Raw genomic sequence first — 21615 nt, forward strand, 5'->3', positions numbered from 1 at the left:
CCGCGCGGGAACACCCGTTCCCGCGCGGCCCAGCGGCCCGCTCACCCCCGGCCGGCCGCCCCGCGCAGCGCCGCGATGGCGGTGCCGATCGCCTGCTGGAGCTCCTCCAGACGCTGCACCATGTCGTCCTCGTAGATGTCGTCGGCGTCGTCGAACGTCAGCTCATCGAAAACCCTGGTGGCCTTCTGCAGGCTGCTGTAGAACTTCGTCCGGCGTTCCTGGACGCGCAGTTCGGGGTCGGCCTCCACCGTCTCGACGACGAGGCTCTTCATCGTGTCGTACGCCTCCGTGGCCCACTCGCCCGCGTCCTCGCCCTCGTCGAGCTCGTCGAGGAGGGACAGATGCCGCTCGGCCTCGGAGCGCAGCTCGGCCGGTGCGTCCAGGGTCTGCCCGGCCGGTGTCCTGATCTGGCCCTTCTCCGCGATCTGGCGCACATAGCCGATACGGTCGGCCGCCCGGTTCTCGGTGGCGACCGCCTTCTTGAGTTCGTCCGTGCGGGAGATGTCGCGGGCCAACTCGGTCTGGAGTGCCGGGTCCTCCTTCACCCGGTCGAGCAGCGCGGCCCGCGCCGCCTTCGCCGTGGAGGGGTCGGCGAGGATCGCGGCCCGCAGCGCGGTCGGGTTCTCGGCCACCTCCAGGGCCTTGGTGGGACGGATGCCCTCGGCCTCCGCGGCCTCGGCGATGGCCGTGCCGCGCTCGGAGGCGGCGCTCGAACGGGAGGCGTAGTACGTGGACCAGGCCTCCGCGTCCGGCAGTTCGGCGTCCGCGCCGGGCAGCAGGGTCTCGAAGTGGGGGACCAGGCCGTCGTCGGCGGCCCGGTCCCAGGCCTTGTAGTAGCGCATGACGCGCTCGGGCGAGCAGCCGGCCAGCTCCGCGAACTCCTTCGCGGACACCTTCCGCGTCTCGTCGGCGGACTGCCCGCCGGGACGGACACTGCGCGCCACCTTCAGCGCGAAGGCCCAGCCGCCGTTTCGCGCGTAGGCGCCGAAGTCATGGGCGTCGCGCTCGACGGGGTTCGGCGCGTCGGCGCGCGCGGCGGATTCTTCGGACGAGGTGATCGCTGCGGTCAACGGGAACTCTCCTGGGATGGCGGGGCGTTGATGTCACGGAGGATGAAGCATTGGCCTAAGCTTTGCGTGGAATCAAGCACCCCCGCATGGACCGGAACCAAGCGGACACCCCAGTACATCCGAAATGTGTAAGCCAGAAACGACGCGATGTGATGACCTTCACCCCGATGTGGCAGAAAGTGATGAATTCCTTACGGCCGCGTCACGTACGGCTGGGTATCGACCATCGCGCGACCGCGGGAGGATTTTCGTGCGACCGTTCACTCTCAACTACGCCCAGCCCTCAGGGCAGTCGGCCGCAGTACCCCCGTACCACTTCGACGTGTCCCTGCAACTGAACGTGCTGCCCGACGGCCGCCCGGCCGTCAGCGATCGCGCGCTGCTGATGGCGACCGGCACCACGACGTCGACGGCCGGTTCCCAGACGCACTTCGACGACTGACGGATGCCGCGCGCATGACGGTTCTCATACTCACGGCCGAACAGGACGTCACCGCCGACATGGTGGTGGCGAAACTGCATGAGCGGGGCGTGCCCATGGTGCGCCTCGATCCCGCCGACCTGCCCGGCAAGGCGGTGCTGTCCGCCGACTACGCCCACGGTGACTTCGACGGCTATCTGTCGGTCAACGGCCATGTGCTCAGCATGGGAGGCCTGCGCTCCGTGTGGGTGCGCAGGCCGGGCGAGCCGGCGGCCCATGCCGCCGAACCCTCCGCCTGGCTCACCGCCGAGACCAGGCAGGCCCTGTTCGGCATGCTCTACTCGGCCTCGACCCGCTGGATGAACCACCCGCGCCGGGCCGAACAGGCCCGGCACAAGCCCTGGCAGCTACGGGTGGCCCACAGCAGCGGATTCGCGGTGCCGCCCACCGTGATCACGACGGCTCCCCGGGTGGCCCAGCAGTTCGTCCAGGAGTACGGGGACGTGGTGGTGAAATCCGCATCGGGGCCGCCGCCCGGCGAACCTCCGGCGGCCCTGCCCACCACACTGGTCGGACCCGACACGGACTTCTCCGGCGTGGCGGCCGGCCCCGCGTTGCTCCAGCGGTACATTCCCAAACGCGCCGACATCCGGCTCACCGGCATCGGCACCCGGCTGTTCGCCGCCCGCAAGACCGCCGAGCCAGGCCAGATCGACGGCCGGTTCGGTGAGACGGGGAACGGTTGGGAGCCCACACCGGTGCCCCACCGCATCGCCCGTGCGGTCCACGACTACCTCGCCTTCACCGGACTCGCCTACGCGGCCTTCGACTTCGCCGAGGACGCGGAGGGCATCTGGTGGTTCCTGGAGTGCAATCAGGGAGGCCAGTTCGGCTTCGTCGAACTGGAGACCGGGCAGCCCATCGCCGATGAGGTCGCCGTGTGGCTGGCGCAGCGAAGGTCCGGTCCGCGAATCCCGGAAGGGCATTGACATGAGCCTTCGATGACGGTCGATCACTTCGCGTTCGGCCGGAAGGAGTTGAGGAAGGCGTTCAGCGCCTGCCGGTTGGCGGTGGTGTCCCAGTCGTCCGCCGGGGTCGTCCAGCGCAGCGAGAAGCCCCGGTGGCCGCCGAGGAGGAAGCCGCGGCCCAGGGTGCGCACCCGTACTCCCCGGGACACGGAGTACCACTCCATGTCGGCGCCCTTCATGCCGCGATACGTCACCGGCTGGATGTCGCCCACCCGTTCGTAGCCGGTGGACACGGCACGCAGGGACGGTTCCAGGGCGCTCCAGACGGCGACGGGGTCCGGACCCAACTGGGTGCTGTAGGTGACGGCCAGGGTGCGCGGGTCACCGCTCGCGCCGAAGGTCACCCGGTAGGCGAGATCGTCGGAGGACTGCGTCTCCACGGGTTTCCAGCCCAGCGGGAGGGCGACGGAGAAGCCCTGGGCCGCCCGGTAGACGGAGAAGCCCGCCGGCAGTGTCGAGCCGGCGGTGGGAGAGGGCGAGGGCGAGGGCTCGGAGGACGCCGTCGGTGTCCGGCCGGGCCGCGAGCCGGCCGCGGTGGGGGCCGTGGACGGTGTGCGTGAGGCCGTCCGTGACGGTGCGGAGCCGGACGCGGACGCGTTGTCCCCGCCCCGCGGCCCGCCCATCGAGGCGAACACCGCGACGGCGACGACCGTGACGGCGAGCACCCCGCCCAGCAGAACCGGCCGGCCTACGGGCAGGCCTCCCCGGGTCCGTGCCGGGCGCTCCTCGTCCGGGCCCCCGTCGCGGAGGTTCCCGGTGGGATCGAGGAGGTCGGGCAGCGGCTCCGGTGGCGTGGACTCTTCGAGGTTCTGCCGGAGGATGCGCGTCAGCGCCTCGCGCACGACCGGTTCGGGCACTCTCTCCACGGGGTCCCAGCGCAGCAGCCCCAAAACGGCGGGCGCGAGCGGGCCCGCGCTCCGCGGCGCCCTGACCGGCAGCCGGTCCACCGCCCGCAGTGTGGCCTCCGTCTGCCCCCGGTCCCGCACGGCGGGCCGGCCCTCCACGAGCGCGTACATGATCGCGCCCAGTGCCCAGAGGTCCGCCGCGGGTGCGCCGCCCTCACCGCGGGCCTGTTCGGGGGAGGCGTACGAGGGAGCGGTGACGCGCGTAGCGTCGGTGGCCGCCGTCAGTCCGATCCCGGTCACCGTGACCGTGTCCTGCTCGTCGGCCCACACCTGGCTCGGGCCGAGTTCGCCGTGGAGAATGCCCTCGTGGTGGGCGGCGGTGAGGACATCGAGGACGCCGAGCCCGATCCGGGCCGCCCGCACCGGGGCGACGGGACCGCGCAGGAGGAGTTCGGTCAGCGGTTCGCCCGGGGGCCGCTCGGTCACGGTCCACACGGAGCCGGGCTCCTCGACTACGTCGAGGACCGCGGCCACCAGGCCGGGACAGGCCGGACCGAGGATCTCGGCCGCGCGCAGGATCCGGTCGGCGGCGGGCTCCCGCGACTCCTCGCCCCGGTGCTCGGCGACCCGTGACCGGGTCAGGACGACGGGCCGTCCGAAAGCCGTGTCATCGCCGTGCCAGATCTCCCGGCCCTCTTCGCGCAGGGCGACGTCGAGCAGCCGGTATCGCCCGGCGATCAACTCGCCGGCGGAGTCTTGCGCCTTGGCCATCGTCATCCCTCGTCGCGTACCGAGCACTCACCTTTCCCAGAAGTACGCGGGAGGTGACGAAGAGTGTTCAACGGAAGACGGATGGAGATATCTGTTTTTTCCCGGCCGCGCCGCCGTCGTGCGCCCGTACGAACGGTTCGGCCCCGTGTTCCCCGTCGATTCACCGCGCGGCCGCTTTGCCGAGGCAGCGGGCCGCAGCCCGCCGTTTTCGGTAACTCGCCCTAGGAGGAAGGGAGTTGACGCCGGGTCGAGAACACGGGCGTGCTGTCGCCGCCGGGACGTGGACAGGAGGGAGCCGCCCGGGAAAAGATGCCAGATGCACACAGTGCCCTCTGCTCACCGTGTCCAGTCGCCGCTCACCACCCGAGCCATCCGGAGGCCGCCCCCATGAGTGCCCGACCGCTGCCCGTCAGCCCGCCCGCCGAGCAGGGAGTCGACGCCTCGGGCATCACCGCGTTCCTCGACGCCGTCGAGGCCGATCCGGACGTCGAACCGCACAGCCTGATGATCCTGCGCCACGGGCACCTCGTGGCCGCCGGCTGGTGGGCGCCGTACACGCCCGAGCGCCTGCAACTGCTCTACTCGCTCAGCAAGAGCTTCACCTCCACGGCGGCAGGATTCGCCGTGGCGGAGGGTCTGTTGGAGCTGGACCGCCCGGTGATCTCGTACTTCCCCGAGTTCGAGGCCGACATCACCGATCCGCGCAGCCGCGCGATGCTGGTCCGGCATGTCGCGGCCATGGCCAGCGGCCACCTCGCCGAGACCTACGCCGACGCGCTCCGGCTCGACCGGAAGGAGACGGTACGCGGCTTTCTGCTGATTCCGCCGGACCGGGACCCCGGGACCGTGTTCGCGTACAACCAGTCCGCCACCTACACGCTCGCCACGATCGTCCAGCGGGTGACCGGTCTGTCGCTGACCGAGTATCTGCGGCCACGCCTGTTCGACCCCCTGGGTATCGGGGAGACCGCCTGGACGCGGAACCGGGCGGACCGGGAGATCGGTTTCAGCGGGCTGCACGCCGCGACCGACGCGATCGCCCGGCTCGGCCAGCTCTATCTGCGCGAAGGCGTCTGGGAGGGACAACGGCTGCTTCCGGCCTCGTGGATCGCGGAGGCGACCCGCGTGCACATCGCGAACGGGGACGGCACCCCCGAGGGAGCCGGTTCGGACTGGCAGCAGGGCTACGGATTCCAGTTCTGGCGGGGGCGGCACGGATACCGCGGCGACGGGGCGTTCGGACAGTTCTGCGTCGTGCTGCCCGAGCACGACGCGGTGATCGCGACGACCGCGGCCACCGACCGGATGCAGGAGCTGCTGGACCTGATGTGGCGGCACCTGCTGCCGGCGTTCGGTACGGCACCGCTGCCGGCCGGGGGCGAGGCCGACGACGCCCTGCGCCGACGGCTCGCCCGGCTCGCCCTGCCCCCGGTCGAGGCCGCGCCCGAGCCCCCGGAGCCCGTGGACGCCTGGTCGGACGCGGAATTCGTGCCCGCCCAAGGCGTCTGCGCGGAGCAGCCGACACTGACGGGCGTGGTCGTCACCCAGGGTGACCAGGGCCCGCGCGTCGCCCTGGTCGAGGGCGACCGGCGACTCGAGCTGCGGCTCGGCGGAACCGGCTGGACCGTCGATCCCGGCCCGACGCCCACGGCGGTCAGCGGGGGCTGGACCGACCCGGTCACCCTGCGCGTCGACGTGTTCTTCCTGGAGACCCCGCACCGGCTGACCGTGACCTGCTCCCTGCCCGGCCGCACCTTCACGGCCCGTTGGCACACGACCCCGCTCCACGCCCGCTCCCTGGAGTCCCTTCACGCACCGTCACGGCAGTCGTCAACGGGCCAACGGGAAACACCACACCGCGCCACCCCTTCCGCCACGTAGAGATATCTACCAACATGCGTATGCCGAGGTCCTGGCGGGCGACCGCGGGCCTTTGGCCGGTGCCTCCCTCCGCGCCTGCCGAGCGGAGGAGACTATCTCCGGGGTGATCCATGACGAACGTGATGTGGATGCAGAGTGTCGAGTGGCTGGCGGCGGCCGCCACGAACCCGAGAGCGTGCAAACGCGAGTGGGACCAGGGCAGCGGTGGAGTGCTCCTGGAAGCCGGACGCTACTGGGACGTGCTGAGCGTGCCCGAGCAACTCGGTCTGCTCGCCCTCGACATCCTGTGGTCCGACCCGATCCAGGTGCCGGGACCGACCCTGGTCGACTGCGCGGCCCGCCGCGTGGGCTTCTTCCTGCCGCCCGACCCCGCGAGCCGATGGGAGGGATCGGGGCTCCGCCACCTCGGCAAGGGCTCGTGGATCGCCGTACCGCCGCCGTACCGCTCCGCGGGACCGCTTGAGTGGATCATCCCGCCGGACGGGACGGGCGCCCTGCACCCCGCCCTCTCCCTGGAACTGGCGCTGCGCCAGGCCAACGGCACCCTCGCCGTTCTCGCGCCGTCGGCCGAGGACTAGCCAGCTAGTCGGGCAGGCCGCGCGGTACGGGAAACGCGGGAACGGATCCCTCGGCGTCCTTCTCCGGAACCGCCGCGGCGAAGCTCGCCCACAGCACCTCGCGGGGTTCCGGGACCAGCCGGCCCTCGGCCCGCCACTCCGACACGAGCTGGGCGTAGATCGGCGGATGGCCGCACTGTTGACCGGGACGGCCGGAGGGTTCGGTGCGGGGGCGGCCGGTGCCGGTTCCCATGACCGTGCCGGCGCTCGCACGGGTACCGGCACCCGCACGGGTACCGGCACCCGCACGAACGGGAAGGTGTCGCGACGCTTCGTGAGTGCTGTCCATGCCGGAGCAACGTGTGCGTACGCACCGGTGGTACGTGCCGCGCCGACCGCCCACCGGGTCGGGTGAGCACACCCCCCGTTCGGAGCAACGCGACGATCCTTTCCCGAAGGGCCGTGGCCTTACCCGTTATCCGGTTCCGTAGAAGTGCGCCTGGCCTCCACGCCACTTCACCCACGCAGGATCGTCCAGCAGATCCTCCGCGTCCGGCAGACCGGCCCGGCCGAGGAATTCCAGCAGATCCTCGTCCGAGAACGCCACGCCGAGGTTCTCACCCCGCGCGGTAACCTCGCGGCCACTGGTATCCAGGGCCGGATGCACAACCAAAGGAGCCCGTCCGGACATGTCTCCAGGATCGTCCCTCGCGCCGCGCCGCGCATCCCGACGGGCGGAACGCGGGCGGATGCGAAGCCGTCGTATGGCGTGAAGTGGTTGTATTCAGTGAAGTGGTTGTCTTCAGTACGAAGTGCGTTGCTACTTCTCCGGGTGAGGAGCCTTCGATGGGCGCGTTGGACCTGACAGCGATCGAGGCGGAGCGTCAGCGGATCCGGGACGCCCATCTGATGCCGGAGAGGCCGGCGAGCACCGCCCGCGGCGTGCACCATGTCGCGCTGCTCTCCTCGGACGTGGAGCGGACCGTACGGTTCTACCAGGGCGTCCTGGGCTTCCCCCTCACCGAGATGATCGAGAACCGGGACTACCAGGGCTCGACCCACTTCTTCTTCGACCTCGGCAACGGCAATCTGCTCGCCTTCTTCGACTTCCCGGGCCTCGACCTCGGTCCGTACGCGGAGGTCCTCGGCGGACTGCACCACCTCGCCATCTCGGTCGACCCCGTCACCTGGCGCGGCCTGCGCGAGCGACTCGACGCCGCCGAGGTCGCGTACACGCAGGAGAGCGGCGCCTCGCTCTACTTCCGCGACCCCGACGGTGCCCGGGTCGAACTGCTCGCCGACCCGCTCGGCGAGATGTACGGCAGCAAGGTGCTCTGAGCCCTGCGTCGGGGCGGTGGCCTCACCGGCGGTGGCCTCACCATGCCGGGCCGGGGCCTCAGCGCAGCGTCTCGGCCCAGTTCGCCGGAACGCGCCCCGCGGGGCCGGGTGTGGGCTGGTCGAGCGGATGGCTCGCCGGGGGAGCGAGCTCGGGACCGGACTCGTACAGCTCCGAGGTGTCGTAGTCCCAGAACCAGCTCTCGCCCGGTTCGAAACTCTGGATGATCGGGTGCCCCGTGCTCCGCGCGTGGGCGGTGGCGTGCTTGGCCGGGGAGTCGTCGCAGCAGCCGACGTGCCCGCACTGGGCGCAGCGCCGCAGATGGAACCACCACCCGCCGGCCGCGTCGCACTCCGTGCAGCCGGTGCCGCTCGGCGGGACGGAGGGGTCGATTCCGTTCGGCGTGGTCATGACGACTCCTCTGAGGTTTCCGCGACGGTCAGGGGCAGGCGCACCTGGAAGCGGGTGTCGCCGGGCACGGACTGCACCATCAGACTTCCGTGATGCTTGTTGACGACGATCCGCCAGGAGATGTCCAGGCCGAGCCCGGTGCCCTCGCCCACCGGCTTCGTGGTGAAGAACGGGTCGAAGATGCGGTCACGGATCTCGGCGGGCACCCCGGAACCGGTGTCGTGGAACTCGACGAGCACCTGGTCGCCGTCGAGCGCGGTGCGCACGGTCAGCTTCCCCTCGCCGTCCATCGCCGAGACGGCGTTGTCGATGAGGTTCGTCCACACCTGGTTCAACTCGCCCGGATAGGCCGGGATCCGCGGCACCGACCGGTCGTACTCCTTGGCGACCTTGATGCCGGAGCCCATCTTGCCGGCGAGCATCATCAGGGTGCTGTCGAGCAGTTCGTGCACGTCGGCGACCTGGTAGGGCGCCCGGTCCATCTGTGAGTACTGCTTCGCCGCGTCCACCAGGTGCGAGATCCGGGTGGTGGAGTCCTCGATCTCGTTCATGAGCAGCTCGGTCTCGACCGTGTAGTTCAGCCACCGGACCGCGCCTTCGAGGGTCGGTCCGTCCACGGCCGCCGCGACCTGGTCCAGCCAGTCGGTGTCGAGCCCCGCCTGCACGAACGTGGGCGCCAGCTGCCAGCCGCCCGCGATGTCGTGGTCGTCGAGCCAGTCGGCGAGCGCGTCCTCCCGGTCGGAGGCCTCCAGCGGGCTCAGCGGGGTGGCCTTGGCGACCTGCTCGGCGGTCCGCTCCTGGATCTCGACCAAGGTCTCCAGAGTGTCGCGCGCGTACGGTCCCGACGCGATCACCCCCAGTTTCTGCCGCATGTGGGCCACCCGGTCGCGCAGCGCGGAGGTGGCCCGCACGGCCGCCGCGGCCGGGTTGTTGAGCTCGTGCGTGAGCCCGGCGGACAGCGAGCCGAGTGCCAGGAGCCGTTCGCGCTGCCCGATGGTCCGCTGGGTGTTCTGGCTGCCGAAGAACATGCCCTCCAGCAGATGGACGGCCATCGGGAACCAGTCCCGCAGGATCGCGGAGAACGTCGCCGCGGGCAGGACGAAGAACCGGGAGGGCTCGGTGACCCGCATGGAACCCTTGTACCGGGCGTCGTCCGGGCCGCTGAGATACGCCTGCATCGCGCCCGCGTACACCCCTCGCTTCGAGGTGCGGCTGATCTCCACGTCGTCCGCGCCGACCCGGCGCGACATCACCACCGTGCCCTCGAGGAGTACGTAGAAGCAGGTGGCCGGCTCACCCTCGGTGTAGACGGGCCCGGGGTCGAACTGCTCCGTGCGGCCCTCCCGGCACAGCCGGTCCAGCTGGTCGTCGTCGAGCTTCTCGAACAGGAAGAGCGTGCTGAGTTCCGCCGCGTCGCACGGCACCGGCCGCCCGCTCACGACTGCTCCAGATAACGGTGGACGAGCATGACGGCCATGGCTCCCTCTCCGACCGCGGACGCGACCCTCTTCGCCGACTCGGCGCGCGCGTCCCCGGCAACGAACACGCCGGGCACATTGGTTTCCAGGTGGTACGGAGGCCGGTCCAGCTCCCAGCCGCGCGGCGGCTGCCCGTCGGCTGTCATGTCCGGGCCCGCCACGATGAATCCGCGGCCGTCCCGGAGCACCGTGCCCTCCAGCCAGTCGGTGAGCGGGGCCGCGCCGATGAACAGGAACATCCACTGCGCGTCGACGAGTTCGGTGTGGCCGCTCTCCACATCGCGCAGGGTCAGCTGCTCCAGATGGCCGTCGCCGTGCGCGGACTCGACGACCGTGCCGGTGCGCACCGAGATGTTGGACGCCTCGCCGATCTGCTCGATCAGGTAGTGCGACATCGAGGCGGACAGCGAGGAGCCGCGCACCAGGATGGTGACGGACTTGGCGCCCCGGGCCAGATACATCGCCGCCTGGCCGGCCGAGTTCGCGCCGCCCACGATGTACACGTCGTGGCCCTGGCAGGCGGCCGCCTCGGTGAGCGCCGAGCCGTAGAAGACGCCGCAGCCCGTCAGCTCGGCCAGGCCGGGCGCCTGGAGCTGCCGGTACGACACACCGGTCGCGAGGATCACCGCGTGCGCGGAGATCGCGGAGCCGTCGGAGAAGCGGATGGTGCGCGAGGCCCCGGTGACCTCCAGCCCGGTCACCTCACGCGCGGTGAGTATCTCGGCGCCGAACTTGGCCGCCTGCCGCCGCGCCCGGTCGGTGAGCTGGCCCCCGGAGACACCGTCGGGGAAGCCGAGGTAGTTCTCGATCCGAGAGCTCTGGCCCGCCTGTCCGCCGGTCGCGGACCGTTCGACGAGCACGGTACGCAGGCCTTCGGACGCGCCGTACACGGCGGCCCCGAGTCCGGCCGGCCCGCCGCCGATCACGACGAGGTCGTAGAACTCCGAGGTGGGCGTCGTGGCGAGACCGACGTGCGCCGCGATCTCGTGGTCCTCGGGCTCGACGAGCGGCGTACCGTCCGGGGTGACCACGAGCGGCAGCCGCTGTCCGTCCTGCCCGGCGGCGGCCAGCAGACGCTGCCCTTCCTGGGTGTCCGAGGAGTACCACCGGTAGGGCACCTGGTTGCGCGCCAGGAACTCCCGGACACCCGACGAACGCGCCGACCAGCGGTGGCCGACCACCTTGCAGGCGCCCACCGGCCGGTAGTCGCTGGCCCGCCAGGCGTCGAGGAGGTCGTCGACGACCGGATAGAGCTTCTCCTCCGGCGGATCCCAGGGCTTGAGCAGGTAGTGGTCGAGGTCGATCACGTTGATCGCGTCGATCGCCGCGTTGGTGTCCGCGTACGCGGTCAGCAGCACGCGGCGGGCGCCCGGATACACATCGAGCGCCTGCTCCAGGAACTCGATGCCGTTCATCTGCGGCATCCGGTAGTCGGCGAGGATCACGGCCACCTGGTCACCGCGCAGCTTCAGCTCCCGCAGGGCCTCCAGCGCGGCGTCCCCGGACTCGGCGCGCACGATCCGGTGCCCCTCGCCGTAGCGGCGCCTGAGGTCCCGGGCGACGGCGCGCGACACCCCTGGGTCGTCGTCGACGGTCAGAATGACGGTCCGCGCCGGACTGGCGGCCTGGGTCATACCTCTCCCACCCCGAGCTGGTCAGTTGCGTTCCGGCCGAGCGGACACCGCGGGCGCCGCAGGGCGGGTACAGAGCCAATCGTATGTACGATCGGTCACCTTTGCTCGGGAACGGGGTACCCGCGGGGCGGCTCCGGCGCGTCAGCCGGGACCGGCAGGGGGTCGCGCACCTCGGGCAGGATGTTCGTGACGTAGTCCTCGACGGCCGCGTCCATGCCGATGTCGTGCTGGGCGCGCTCGGACAGGAACCAGCGGTGTTCGAGCAGCTCGTGGTAGATCTCGGCCGGGTCCATGGAGCCGCGCAGGTCCTGTGGCACCGCCCGGACCGTCGGCCGGAACACGTCGCGCACCCAGCGGTGGGCGAGCACTTCCGGCCGGGCGGCATGCGGGTGCCCGCCGCCCGGACCGGGCCGGGAGCCAGGGGCGGGCCCGCTCGGCGCGTAGTCGTCCTGGGTGGCCATCCAGCTCTCCAGGTCGTTCAGGAGCCGGCGGGCCTGGTTCTCCTCGGTGTCGAGGCCGGTCAGCCGCAGCAGCTGGCGCTGATGATGCCCCGCGTCGACGACCTTGGGCACGAAGGTGACGGTGTCGCCGTTGGAGGAACTCGCGATCTGCATCTCGGCGACGTCGAAGCCGAGGTCGTTGAGGCGGCGTATGCGGCGGTCGATGTAGTGGTACTTGCCCGCCGGGTAGACGGAGGTGCGGGTCAGCTCCTCCCACAGGCCCCGGTAGCGCGCGCAGATCTCCTGTCCGAACTCGATCGGGTCCACCGAGGGGTGCAGGGCGCCCGCCGCCTCCAGGTCCAGCAGCTCGCCGCTGATGTTCACCCGGGCGAGATCGAGGTCGTACTCCCGCTGACCGGTGCTGAGCCCCGGGTGCAGCTCGCCGGTCTCGGCGTCCACCAGGTACGCGGCGTACGCTCCCGCGTCGCGGCGGAACAGCGTGTTGGACAGCGAGCAGTCGCCCCAGGCGAAGCCGGCCAGGTGCAGCCGCACCAGCAGGACGGCCAGCGCGTCCATCAGCCGGTGCATGGTGGCAGGACGCATGGTCGTCTCGAACATCGACCGGTACGGCAGCGAGCCGCCCAGATGCCGGGTGATCAGTACGGACTCCAGCGGCTCTCCCGCAGGGTCGGTGCGGCCGGTGACCACGGCGAGCGGGTCGACCGCGGGGATCCCGAGCCGGTCCAGGCCGAGCAGCAGCCCGTACTCGCGCACCGCGGGCCGCTCGGCGAGTTCCTTGACGGCCACCACCTCGTCACCGGCGTGCGCGTAGCGCACCACGTGCCGGGAGATGCCGCGCGGGAGCGGCACCAGGAGGTGCTCGGGCCACTCCTCCAGGGGCTGCTGCCACGGCAGTTCGAGCAGGAGCGCGGGGTGCTCCGGGTTGGTCGCGCTGATCTGAAAAGCCATGGCCGGGCTGCCCTCACCTCACGGTCGAACGCTGTTCCGGCCCCAGCATCTACGAATGATCGGGGAGGCGGAAGACGCGCCGGGCGTTGCCCGACAGGAACAGCTCGGTGGTCTCCTCGTCCAGGTCCAGTTCACCGAGGTGTTCCAGTGCCCGACTCGGCTCGATCATCGGGTAGTTGGAGCCGAAGAGGACCTTGCGCCGTCCCCGGCCGCGCAGATAGCCGACCAGCTCCGGCGGGTAGCGGCGGGTGGTGTAGGCGCTGGTGTCGATGTACACGTTCGCGTGCTTGTCGGCGACCGCGATCATCTCCGTGGTCCACGGGTAGCCGATGTGCCCGCAGACGATGGTCAGTTCGGGGAAGTCGAGCGCGACCTGGTCGATGTACGGGATGGGCCGGCCGGTCTCGGAGGGGCGGAGCGGGCCGGTGTGCCCGACCTGGGTGCAGAAGGGGACGCCGAGTTCGGCGCAGGCTGTGTACAGGGGGTAGTAGAGCCGGTCGGTGGGCGGCAGTTGCCACAGCCACGGAATGATCCGCAGGGCCACGAAGCCCAACTCCTCGACGGCCCGCCGCAGTTCCCGCACCGCCGCGACGGGGCGTGTGAGATCGGCGCCCGCGACCCCGCGCAGCCGGCCGTCCGACCGCGCCACGAATCCGGCGACCTCGTCGTTGGTGATCAGGGCGCCCTGAGGCCCGTACCAGGCGGCGGACAGACCGGTGTCGACGTCGGCTGCCGCCAGCGCGGCCACCGTGACCTCGACCGGCAGCTCCTCGTCCAGCACCTTCATGCCGGTCCAGCGGCGCAGGGACTCGAACATCTCGTGGTTGGAGTGACGGAGTGTGGGGTGCTGCATCCACGCGTCGACGACCGGCATGGTCCCGTGCCCTCCCTGAACCGATGGATCGGTGAATCGGTGGCTGAGCGCTTGCTTACCGCGACTCTAGGACGCCCCGCGCTCCGTGGCTACCTGCCCAGGGTGCCGACGCTCCGGGTCCACTCGTCCACCGCGTCCACGAGCGTGGTCAGGGCCGCGGCGAGACGCGTGAACCCCGGACTCACCGGGCCTCCCGGCTCCTTCATGTACGTGTCCCGCCGGATCTCCACCATCAGCGCCGCGACCTGCGGTTCCCGCTCGTAGTGCCGCAAGGGGACGTACGCGCCCGAGAACGGGCTGTCGATCCCCACACCGCCGAGTCCGGCGAACGCCTTCTCCGCGAGCGAGACCAGTTCCGGCGGTGTGTGGAAGGAGTCCGTTCCCAGGCAGACCGGCGGACGCGGTCCGTCCCCGTGCAGTTCGTAGGGCAGCCGGGCCGTCGGGTACGAGTGGACGTCGATGATCACGGCCCGCCCGGTGGCGGTCAGCCGGTCGGCGACCGCGTCGGTCATCGCCCGCGCGTAGGAGTGGAAGTAGCGGTCGACCAGCGGCCGCGGATCGACGTCCGCGGGCCGCAGCGGCGCCCGGTGCGTCGTCCGTGTGTAGACCGCGCCCATTCCGACCGCGAGCATCTCCTCCCGCCCGTCCGGGAAGCGCTCGGGATCGACGACCAGCCGGGAGAGCCGGTTGACGAACCGCCACGGTGTCAGCCCGGCCGCCTCGGCCGCGGCCGCCGCCAGTTCGGCGGTGTGCGCGTCGGTGATGTGGTCCAACTCGCTCTCCAGCGCCGCGTCGCCGAGGAGGATGCCGTCACGGACCGGCGCGGGAATCTCCCGGGAGGAGTGCGGCACGTGCAGGATCACGGGTGAGTGGACGGCGCCGGGCAGGACCGCGAAGGAGTCCTGGGCGTCCGGGGAATCAAGGATGTCGTTCATAAGGGATCACTGTCGCAGCCGGGTCCGACAGTGGGCAGGACCGGAACCCCCGACCCCGGCCGCGTCCCTCAGCTGCTCCCTCCGCGCCGTGCGTAGTGCTCGATGAGTGCCGCGCGGGTCGTTTCGAGACGGTGGGCCAGGATGGCGCCGATCGTCCGGGTCAGCGACAGCTCCAGCGTCGGATCCTGGTCGCACAGCGTCCGTACCTCGGCGGCGTCGAACTCGTAGGCGCGCACCGGGCTGAACGCCTCGGCTCCGAAGTCCCAGGTGTGCGGGCGGAACAGCCACGACCAGCCGAGCAGGTCACCGGGCCCGAGCTGCGCGACGGTGATCCGTCTCTCGGCGATGACCCGCTGGTACAGGGAGACCGTTCCGGAGCGGACCACCCAGAAGCGGTCGGCGGTGCCTCCCTCCTCGAAGATCGGCCCGTCCGCGGGAAAGGAGACCTCGCGGGCCACGCTCATCAGCCGTTCGCGGTGTTCGGGGGAGAGAGCGTGCAGGAGCCGGAGAGCAGTGGGCATCGCGGACCTCCATCGGGTCGCCTCGCGACCACGTGGGTCGGCGGCGCCTGTCGTACCGGTGGTATCCCGTCATCCTCTATTGGAGCCCGAACGGAGTAATCCGTCGCGTCGTGGGCCCGGCGACTTCGCCGCCGGGCGGTCGCGGGCGCTTCGTCCGCCGTGTCATCGGGCGGCCCGGGAGGTCACCGAGAAGCGAGCCCCGTCGGGGTCGGTGAGGACGGCTTCCATCGAGCCGACGCCCTGCTGGTGGGCGGTGCCGCCGTGGACGCGGGCCGCGCGGACGCAGGCCTCCACGTCGTCGACGGCGAAGTGGATCTGCCAGTGCGGCCGGAGGCCGGGGTCCGGGGCCGCCCCCACCGCGCCGGAGTAGATCCGGGCCACCACGTCACCGAAACTGCGCAGGACGACCTCGTTCTCCTCGTAGTCGACCTCGCAGCAGCCGGGGACCGCGGACGCCCAGCCCAGCACCTCCCCGTAGAAGATGGCGGCGTCGAAGGCGTCCCGGGTGTGCAGTCGGATGAAGGAGGGAGCCGCGTTGCGCCAGCGTTCCCAGCCGGAGACCAGCTCGCCCTCCCAGATGCCGAAGACCGCGCCGTCCCGGTCGGCCAGCAGCGCCACCCGGCCCGGTGGCAGCGAGATCGGCCCGACAGCGGTCGTACCGCCGCGCTCCTGGCTTCGGGAGACCGTCTCGTCCGCGGAGGCCGCCGCGAAGAACGGGGTCCAGGAGACCGGTGTCCTCGCCACGAAACCGACCTCGGCGATTCCGGCGACCGGAATCCCGGCGACACGGGCGATCCGGTACTGGTCGCCCATTCTGGTGCCCGCGGCCCATTTCCAGCCGAGGACCGCACTGTAGAAGGCCTGGGCGGCCCGCAGATCGCGGGTGGTCAGGCTGACCCAGCACGGTGCGCCGAACACCGACTGGCTGGTGACGACACCGGTGTGGAGTGTTCCGTCGCTCTTCATCGCCGTCCGTCCTGGACCGATTGGCCGGCAGCGGTCGCGCGGGGTGCGGGGCCTCGTCGGGTCCCCGGACGTGAGTTCAGCCGTGAGGGGCCTTCCGTGCCGGAAGACCCCCGACGGCATCAGTAGCACCTGCGGATCCGCTGTCCCATCAGCAACAGCATCCCCCGCCCGGGCACCGCTCGCACCATACGAGCGTCAGGCGCGCGGACGCTCCAGGGTGAGCAGCAGCCCCTCCACGGCGCCGGGACCTATGCGGCCCTTGACGTCCGCGGCCGTGATCGCCTTGAGCGCCCAGCCGTCCTCGGCATGCTTGTTCAGGACCTTTTCCAGCTTGTCGCTGTCCAGCGCGTCGCCGATCAGCGACTCTCGGAACGTGACGACCTTGTATTCGAAGGTGTACGGGGTGCTCATGGTTGCGGAGCTCTCCTGCGTGTTGGATGGCATGGCCGAGGCCCACCCAATCACTCTTCGCGGGCGTGGCACAGGGGCGAACCGGACCGTACGCCCAGCTTTGTTGAAACTTCATGATGTGCCTGGGCCGCGGCGGGGGACCGGGCGGCCGCTCCGGCTCCCTCCCGGCCTGCCGAGGCCCGGCCGGCCGGCCCGGCTCGCGGAGGGCCGCCCCACCTTCCTGCGGCATGTCCACGCCGGGCCCGGCGTGTAGGGCGTCGTAGCGTGGATTCCACACGACAGGATCTTGTGACGGCGGATTCAGGGGGCGTGATGTGCTGGAGTGCGACGGCGGATCTGGTGGCCGGTGCCGGTGTCGCCGCTGTCGGGGTGGCCTGTGTCGTGCGGGCGCGGCGGAGGCGGGATCTCCCGCTGGCCGCGCTGCCGTTGCTGCTCGGCGCCCACCAGATCGTCGAATCCCGGGTCTGGGACGCAGGTGGCGGTACCGGTCCCGCCACCGTGGCCTGGGCAGTGATCGCCCTCCCGCTGCTGGCCGTGTGGGTGCCGGCGGGCGTGCTGTGCTCGGTGCCGAGACGTGCCCGGCCCAGGCTGCTGTTCCCGCTCGCCGCCGGTATCGCCACCGCGGCGGCGCTCGCGCACGCCATGGCCGTCCATCCGGTTCGGGCCGAGACCCGCGGCCACACCATGGGCTATGTCGTCGACCTGCCCCAGCACGAACTGGTCATCGTGGGCTACCTCTTCGCCACCGTCGGCGCGTTGCTCGTGTCCGGAGACCGGGGGCTGCTGCTGCTCGGGGTCCTGGTCGCGGCGGGCGCGACGATCTGCTGGTCGCTGTGGGAGCTGGAGTTCGTCTCGACGTGGTGCGCGTTCGCGGCGGTCGTCTCGGTGTCCCTGCTGGGCCGGGTGAACTCGAGGGAGGCCGTCGCCCCGCACGAGCGGGTCGGCCACGCGTGATGTGACGGATCACGACGGCACGGTCCGCACCCCGCGGCTGCCCCGCGCACAGGAGTCCGTCCGGTACGCCACCGGGTCCCGCTGAGCGAGGAGCCCCGTATTCCCGGTGACCGTGGCGGTGCCGGTACCAGGACCGGTGGTCCTGCTCACCGGAGGGGTCTGGTCGGCGCGGCCGGCCCGGCGCAAGGTGGGCACATGAACGCCACAGAGCAGCCGGAGCCCAGGAGCCGTGTCACGCCGCTGAGGTCACTCCTGGGAGGCTCCTACGTGCCGCGCCGTGCCGTGGGCCGCCCGTGTCCCGATCACCGGAACACGTTGTCCGAGTCGTCCAGGATCGACGGCTCACCGATCGCCGCCTCCCGCGGAACCCGGGACGAGGTCTGATACATCGCCTCGATCTCGGCGGCGTACCGCTCGGCGATGGCGTCCCGGCGCAGTTTCAGCGAGGGCGTCAGCAGCCCGTTGGACAGGTCGAAGGGCTCCGGCAGGACACGGAAGACCCGGATGGACTCGGAGCGGGACACGGTGGTGTTGGCCGCCGCGACCGCGCGCCTGACCTCCTCGCGCAGCTCGTTCTCCTCGCGCGCGTCCCGGGCGGGTGTCTCGCCCTTGGCCCGGGAGGCGCGCCAGTGCGTGACGAACTCGGGGTCCAGGGTGATGAGGGCGCCCACGCAGGGCCGGTTGTCGCCCACGACGGCCGCCTGGTGGATGAGCGGGTGGACCCGCAGCCGTTCCTCGAGAGCGGCGGGGGCCACGCTCATCCCCCCGCTGGTGATGATGATGTCCTTCTTGCGGCCGGTGATCGTCAGATATCCCTCGGCATCGACCTGACCGAGGTCCCCGGTCGCCAGCCAGCCGTTGCGGAACGAGGACCGGGTCGCCGCGGCGTCGTTGATGTAGCCCTGGAAGACGGAGGGCCCCCACACGTGGATCTCCCCGTCGTCGGACACCTGGACCTCCGTGCCCGGCAGAGGGCGTCCGACGGTGCCTGACTTCGCCCGCCCGACCGGCTGGGCGGTGATTCCTCCGCTGGTCTCGGTGAGCCCGTATCCGTCGTGGATGGAGATGCCGATTCCCGCGAAGAACAGGGCGAGTTCACGGTTGAGCGGGGAGCCGCCCGAGACCGCGCCGCCCACCCTCCCGCCCAGCGCGCCGCGCAGCCTCCTGTACACCGTCTTCTCGTAGAGGGAGTGCTGAAGCCGCAGATCGAAGCCCGGGCCCGCACCCGTGCCCAGCCGTTGCTGTTCCTCGGCCAGGGCGAAGTCCCGCGCCGTGCGCATGGCGCGCTCGAACAGCGCGCTGCGGCCCGCTCGTTGGGACGCCTTCACGAAGTTCTTGTAGATCCTCTCGAACACGGACGGGACGGCGTACAAATAGGTCGGCCGGAACGTGAGCATCGCCTCGGAAAGCGTCTCCTCGCTCAGGTCCGGCTCGTGCCCCATCAGGATGCCGCCGCGCAGACAGACCCCCTGGATCATCAGGCCGTAGACATGGGAGAAGGGCAGGAAGGCCAGGACGGCCGGCTGCACACCCGGCGGCGCCACCGTGTGTCCCCAGCCTTCGAGCAGCGTGTCGCAGGGGCTCGCCAGACCGCGGTGCGTCAGGGCGCAGCCCCTGGGCTGTCCGGTCGTGCCGGAGGTGTACGCGACGACCGCGGTGGAGTCGGCCAGCACTATCCGGCGCAGCGAGTCGACCGCGGTCGCCGGTATCGCACGGCCGCGCTCCACCAGTTGCGCGATCGCCCCGTTGTCCAACTGCCAGACATGGCGCAGGAACGGGAGCGCGGCGCAGGCCGAGCCGACCGTCATGACGCCCTGCTCGTCCTCGACCACCACGCCCACACAGTGGGCGTCCTTCAGGATCCACGCGACCTGTTCGTGCGACGACGTCGGGTAGACCGGCACGATCTCCACGCCGACCGACCACAGGGCGTAGCTGAACACCGTCCACTCGTAGCGGGTGCGCGCCATGATGGCCACGCGGTCGCCCGGCCGGATGCCGGACCGGACGAGCCCCCGTGCCACGTCGACCACTTCGCCCCACAGCTCGGCCGCCGTCACCTGCGTCCAGGCGCCCGAGCGACCCTCGGCGCGGCGCGCGAGCTGCGGCAGATCAGGGGTGCTGAGCGCCGTTTCGCGGAGGCTGTCGGCGAGTCCCCCCTGAGTGAGTGCCGTTGGCGGTGGAGGAAGGTGGGACTGGTGCATTCGCCGCTCCGGAATTCTCCTCGACGTGGCCTCACCCCCGGAGGCGTCGATGCCGAGGATTCCCGAATGTAGCCCACACCGGCGACGCCCGCGCCCCATTCCGGCATGCGTTCGCCCGACGCTGAGTTTCCGTTTCCCGGGCCCTCCTCTTCGGCCGACAGGAATACCAACAGCTGGTCGTGCGGCGGCCGTTGACAGCCGATGGCCTTCCCCGGGACGCCGCGGCACGAACGGGACGGGACGGACGGTCCCCACTCGGGCAGGGCGCGGGACGGGTGGCGGTCGCCCGGACGGCGACGGCCCGGTTCGGTGACCCCGACGAGTGGGGACCGCCCGTACGGAGGGCTGTGGCACGGGCATCGGGGTGCCGGGGCGATGACAGTGGCCGTACCGCGAGCCGGCGCTTCATCCGTCACTCCGGCGACTGATCACCCGTTCACCCTTCCGGGAAGCGGTCCCGGGCTGACAGACTCCGCAGGTGCGCGACTTCGACATGCTCGTCATAGGATCCGGCCCGGGTGGACAGAAGGCCGCCATCGCGGCCGCCAAGCTCGGCCGTCGGGTCGCCGTCATCGACCGCCCCGACATGGTCGGCGGGGTCTCCATCCACACGGGAACCATCCCCTCCAAGACGCTGCGCGAGGCGGTCCTGTATCTCAGTGGCCTCAGCCAGCGGGATCTGTACGGCCAGAGCTACCGGCTGAAGGAGGACATCACCGTCGCCGATCTGACCGCTCGCACCGAGCACGTGGTCGATCGCGAGGTCGACGTCATCCGCAGCCAGCTCTCGCGCAACCATGTGTCCCTGTTCGCCGGCATCGGCCGCTTCGTGGACGACCACACGGTCGCCGTGGTCGAGGCGAACGGCAACGAGAAGCGGCTGAGCGCCGACCACATCGTCATCGCCACGGGAACGCGTCCGGCGCGGCCCGAGACCGTCGCGTTCGACGGGCAGACGATCATGGACTCGGACAACGTCCTGAACCTGGAGCAGGTCCCGCGCTCCATGGTCATCGTCGGCGCCGGTGTGATCGGCATGGAGTACGCCTCCATGTTCGCCGCCCTCGGCTCCAAGGTCACGGTGGTCGAGAAGCGTTCCGGGATGCTCGACTTCTGTGATGTCGAGGTCATCGAGTCGCTGAAGTACCACCTGCGGGAGCTCGCCGTCACCTTCCGGTTCGGCGAGACCGTCGCCGCCGTCGAGCGCCACGCCCGGGGCACGCTCACGGTCCTGGAGAGCGGCAAGAAGATCCCCGCCGACGCGGTCATGTACTCGGCGGGCCGACAGGGTCTCACCGATGAACTAGACCTGGACAAGGCGGGGTTGTCCGCCGACCCGCGCGGCAGGATCACCGTCGACGAGCACTACCGCACCGAGGTGCCGCACATCTACGCCGTCGGGGACGTCATCGGCTTCCCGGCGCTCGCGGCCACCTCGATGGAACAGGGCCGTACGGCGGCGTACCACGCCTGCGGCGAGCCGGTGAACCGGATGCTCGACCAGCAGCCGATCGGCATCTACACCATCCCGGAGATCAGCTTCATCGGCCGGACCGAGGACCAGCTCACCGAGGAGTGCGTGCCGTTCGAGGTGGGCATCTCCCGCTACCGGGAACTGGCCCGGGGGCAGATCATCGGCGACTCGCACGGCATGCTGAAGCTGCTGGTCTCGCCGGACGACCGTAGGCTCCTCGGCGTCCACTGCTTCGGTACGGGCGCGACCGAGCTCATCCACATCGGCCAGGCCGTCATGGGCTGCGGCGGAACGGTGGACTATCTGGTCGACGCCGTCTTCAACTACCCGACGCTCGCCGAGTCCTACAAGGTCGCCGCGTTGGACGCGACCAACAAGATCCGGCAGATCGACCGCCTCAGGGACTGATCGTCGCGAGACGCTCCCGGGTGGGCG

At 70.9% G+C, this 21615-nt stretch carries 21 protein-coding genes; 7 read left to right on the forward strand and 14 right to left on the reverse strand.

Annotation, left to right across the window (positions count from 1 at the left end; all coding sequences use genetic code 11):
• Positions 1–41 precede the first annotated feature (41 nt).
• On the reverse strand, positions 42–1070 hold the full coding sequence (locus ACFYW8_RS01100) for a hypothetical protein (RefSeq protein ID WP_389065463.1): 1029 nt from the start codon (positions 1068–1070) through the stop codon (positions 42–44).
• Between the two features lie 250 nt (positions 1071–1320).
• On the opposite strand from ACFYW8_RS01100, the gene tgmA reads away from it, so the two are divergent.
• The gene (tgmA, locus tag ACFYW8_RS01105) at positions 1321–1512 is read left to right on the forward strand and encodes a putative ATP-grasp-modified RiPP (protein WP_261706291.1); all 192 of its coding nucleotides are present in this window, start codon (positions 1321–1323) and stop codon (positions 1510–1512) included.
• Between the two features lie 14 nt (positions 1513–1526).
• Complete coding sequence (gene tgmB, locus ACFYW8_RS01110; RefSeq protein ID WP_389065468.1) at positions 1527–2480, forward strand: ATP-grasp ribosomal peptide maturase; 954 nt, start codon at positions 1527–1529, stop codon at positions 2478–2480.
• Between the two features lie 23 nt (positions 2481–2503).
• Here the strand turns inward: tgmB and ACFYW8_RS01115 are convergent, their stop codons facing one another.
• On the reverse strand, positions 2504–4135 hold the full coding sequence (locus ACFYW8_RS01115) for a serine/threonine protein kinase (RefSeq protein WP_389065472.1): 1632 nt from the start codon (positions 4133–4135) through the stop codon (positions 2504–2506).
• 387 nt (positions 4136–4522) lie between these two features.
• Here ACFYW8_RS01115 and ACFYW8_RS01120 point away from each other — a divergent pair, with 387 nt between their 5' ends.
• Both ACFYW8_RS01120 and ACFYW8_RS01125 read left to right on the forward strand, forming a co-directional pair.
• On the forward strand, positions 4523–6016 hold the full coding sequence (locus ACFYW8_RS01120; protein ID WP_389065477.1) for a serine hydrolase domain-containing protein: 1494 nt from the start codon (positions 4523–4525) through the stop codon (positions 6014–6016).
• A gap of 110 nt (positions 6017–6126) precedes the next feature.
• Positions 6127–6594 (forward strand): hypothetical protein, encoded by a 468-nt coding sequence (locus ACFYW8_RS01125; RefSeq protein ID WP_389065481.1) that lies wholly within the window; start codon positions 6127–6129, stop codon positions 6592–6594.
• A gap of 4 nt (positions 6595–6598) precedes the next feature.
• On the opposite strand, the gene ACFYW8_RS01130 is transcribed toward ACFYW8_RS01125, so the two are convergent.
• Both ACFYW8_RS01130 and ACFYW8_RS01135 read right to left on the reverse strand, forming a co-directional pair.
• A complete protein-coding gene (locus ACFYW8_RS01130; protein ID WP_365873498.1) occupies positions 6599–6826 on the reverse strand; it encodes a hypothetical protein in 228 nt (75 codons plus the stop codon).
• 222 nt (positions 6827–7048) lie between these two features.
• Positions 7049–7180 (reverse strand): hypothetical protein, encoded by a 132-nt coding sequence (locus ACFYW8_RS01135; protein WP_389065487.1) that lies wholly within the window; start codon positions 7178–7180, stop codon positions 7049–7051.
• Positions 7181–7419: 239 nt separating this feature from the next.
• Here ACFYW8_RS01135 and ACFYW8_RS01140 point away from each other — a divergent pair, with 239 nt between their 5' ends.
• Complete coding sequence (locus tag ACFYW8_RS01140; RefSeq protein WP_365873500.1) at positions 7420–7911, forward strand: VOC family protein; 492 nt, start codon at positions 7420–7422, stop codon at positions 7909–7911.
• 58 nt (positions 7912–7969) lie between these two features.
• On the opposite strand, the gene ACFYW8_RS01145 is transcribed toward ACFYW8_RS01140, so the two are convergent.
• The 9 genes from ACFYW8_RS01145 to ACFYW8_RS01185 all read right to left on the reverse strand — a co-directional run bounded on the left by ACFYW8_RS01145 (position 7970) and on the right by ACFYW8_RS01185 (position 16548).
• Positions 7970–8320: a UBP-type zinc finger domain-containing protein gene (locus ACFYW8_RS01145; RefSeq protein ID WP_365873502.1), complete on the reverse strand. Its 351-nt coding sequence runs from the start codon at positions 8318–8320 to the stop codon at positions 7970–7972.
• Positions 8317–9759, reverse strand: a complete 1443-nt coding sequence (locus ACFYW8_RS01150; RefSeq protein WP_389065497.1) for an ATP-binding protein — start codon at positions 9757–9759, stop codon at positions 8317–8319. Before ACFYW8_RS01150 ends, ACFYW8_RS01145 begins: the two co-directional genes overlap by 4 nt.
• Positions 9756–11432, reverse strand: coding sequence for an FAD-dependent oxidoreductase (locus ACFYW8_RS01155; RefSeq protein ID WP_389065501.1), 1677 nt, complete (start codon positions 11430–11432; stop codon positions 9756–9758). Before ACFYW8_RS01155 ends, ACFYW8_RS01150 begins: the two co-directional genes overlap by 4 nt.
• A gap of 95 nt (positions 11433–11527) precedes the next feature.
• The gene (locus ACFYW8_RS01160; RefSeq protein ID WP_389065504.1) at positions 11528–12841 is read right to left on the reverse strand and encodes a DUF4032 domain-containing protein; all 1314 of its coding nucleotides are present in this window, start codon (positions 12839–12841) and stop codon (positions 11528–11530) included.
• Between the two features lie 49 nt (positions 12842–12890).
• On the reverse strand, positions 12891–13715 hold the full coding sequence (locus ACFYW8_RS01165; RefSeq protein WP_365873510.1) for an amidohydrolase family protein: 825 nt from the start codon (positions 13713–13715) through the stop codon (positions 12891–12893).
• 89 nt (positions 13716–13804) lie between these two features.
• Complete coding sequence (locus ACFYW8_RS01170; RefSeq protein WP_389065510.1) at positions 13805–14650, reverse strand: N-formylglutamate amidohydrolase; 846 nt, start codon at positions 14648–14650, stop codon at positions 13805–13807.
• 68 nt (positions 14651–14718) lie between these two features.
• Positions 14719–15171: a cyclic nucleotide-binding domain-containing protein gene (locus tag ACFYW8_RS01175; RefSeq protein ID WP_365873514.1), complete on the reverse strand. Its 453-nt coding sequence runs from the start codon at positions 15169–15171 to the stop codon at positions 14719–14721.
• Between the two features lie 162 nt (positions 15172–15333).
• Positions 15334–16137 (reverse strand): VOC family protein, encoded by an 804-nt coding sequence (locus ACFYW8_RS01180; RefSeq protein ID WP_389065517.1) that lies wholly within the window; start codon positions 16135–16137, stop codon positions 15334–15336.
• Positions 16138–16332: 195 nt separating this feature from the next.
• Positions 16333–16548, reverse strand: a complete 216-nt coding sequence (locus ACFYW8_RS01185) for a DUF4177 domain-containing protein (protein ID WP_151467464.1) — start codon at positions 16546–16548, stop codon at positions 16333–16335.
• A 312-nt stretch (positions 16549–16860) separates the two neighbouring features.
• Between ACFYW8_RS01185 and ACFYW8_RS01190 the strand changes: the two genes are divergently transcribed.
• Positions 16861–17502, forward strand: a complete 642-nt coding sequence (locus ACFYW8_RS01190; RefSeq protein WP_389065520.1) for a DUF6629 family protein — start codon at positions 16861–16863, stop codon at positions 17500–17502.
• 302 nt (positions 17503–17804) lie between these two features.
• On the opposite strand, the gene ACFYW8_RS01195 is transcribed toward ACFYW8_RS01190, so the two are convergent.
• Entirely contained in the window at positions 17805–19706 is a 1902-nt protein-coding gene (locus ACFYW8_RS01195; protein ID WP_389065524.1) for an AMP-dependent synthetase/ligase, read from the reverse strand.
• Positions 19707–20184: 478 nt separating this feature from the next.
• Between ACFYW8_RS01195 and sthA the strand changes: the two genes are divergently transcribed.
• Entirely contained in the window at positions 20185–21588 is a 1404-nt protein-coding gene (sthA, locus tag ACFYW8_RS01200) for a Si-specific NAD(P)(+) transhydrogenase (protein WP_389065528.1), read from the forward strand.
• Positions 21589–21615 lie beyond the last annotated feature (27 nt).

The sequence above is a fragment of the Streptomyces sp. NPDC002742 genome, assembly GCF_042888885.1.
In the GTDB taxonomy this organism is placed as follows: Bacteria; Actinomycetota; Actinomycetes; order Streptomycetales; family Streptomycetaceae; genus Streptomyces.

Coding starts and splice junctions, on each gene's coding strand:
- tgmB (WP_389065468.1), top strand. CDS start 1,527: ATGACGGTTCTCATACTCACGGCCGAACAGGACGTCACCGCCGACATG.
- ACFYW8_RS01115 (WP_389065472.1), bottom strand. CDS start 4,135: ATGGCCAAGGCGCAAGACTCCGCCGGCGAGTTGATCGCCGGGCGATAC.
- ACFYW8_RS01120 (WP_389065477.1), top strand. CDS start 4,523: ATGAGTGCCCGACCGCTGCCCGTCAGCCCGCCCGCCGAGCAGGGAGTC.
- ACFYW8_RS01125 (WP_389065481.1), top strand. CDS start 6,127: ATGACGAACGTGATGTGGATGCAGAGTGTCGAGTGGCTGGCGGCGGCC.
- ACFYW8_RS01130 (WP_365873498.1), bottom strand. CDS start 6,826: ATGGGAACCGGCACCGGCCGCCCCCGCACCGAACCCTCCGGCCGTCCC.
- ACFYW8_RS01140 (WP_365873500.1), top strand. CDS start 7,420: ATGGGCGCGTTGGACCTGACAGCGATCGAGGCGGAGCGTCAGCGGATC.
- ACFYW8_RS01145 (WP_365873502.1), bottom strand. CDS start 8,320: ATGACCACGCCGAACGGAATCGACCCCTCCGTCCCGCCGAGCGGCACC.
- ACFYW8_RS01155 (WP_389065501.1), bottom strand. CDS start 11,432: ATGACCCAGGCCGCCAGTCCGGCGCGGACCGTCATTCTGACCGTCGAC.
- ACFYW8_RS01160 (WP_389065504.1), bottom strand. CDS start 12,841: ATGGCTTTTCAGATCAGCGCGACCAACCCGGAGCACCCCGCGCTCCTG.
- ACFYW8_RS01165 (WP_365873510.1), bottom strand. CDS start 13,715: ATGCCGGTCGTCGACGCGTGGATGCAGCACCCCACACTCCGTCACTCC.
- ACFYW8_RS01170 (WP_389065510.1), bottom strand. CDS start 14,650: ATGAACGACATCCTTGATTCCCCGGACGCCCAGGACTCCTTCGCGGTC.
- ACFYW8_RS01175 (WP_365873514.1), bottom strand. CDS start 15,171: ATGCCCACTGCTCTCCGGCTCCTGCACGCTCTCTCCCCCGAACACCGC.
- ACFYW8_RS01180 (WP_389065517.1), bottom strand. CDS start 16,137: ATGAAGAGCGACGGAACACTCCACACCGGTGTCGTCACCAGCCAGTCG.
- ACFYW8_RS01185 (WP_151467464.1), bottom strand. CDS start 16,548: ATGAGCACCCCGTACACCTTCGAATACAAGGTCGTCACGTTCCGAGAG.
- ACFYW8_RS01190 (WP_389065520.1), top strand. CDS start 16,861: ATGTGCTGGAGTGCGACGGCGGATCTGGTGGCCGGTGCCGGTGTCGCC.
- ACFYW8_RS01195 (WP_389065524.1), bottom strand. CDS start 19,706: ATGCACCAGTCCCACCTTCCTCCACCGCCAACGGCACTCACTCAGGGG.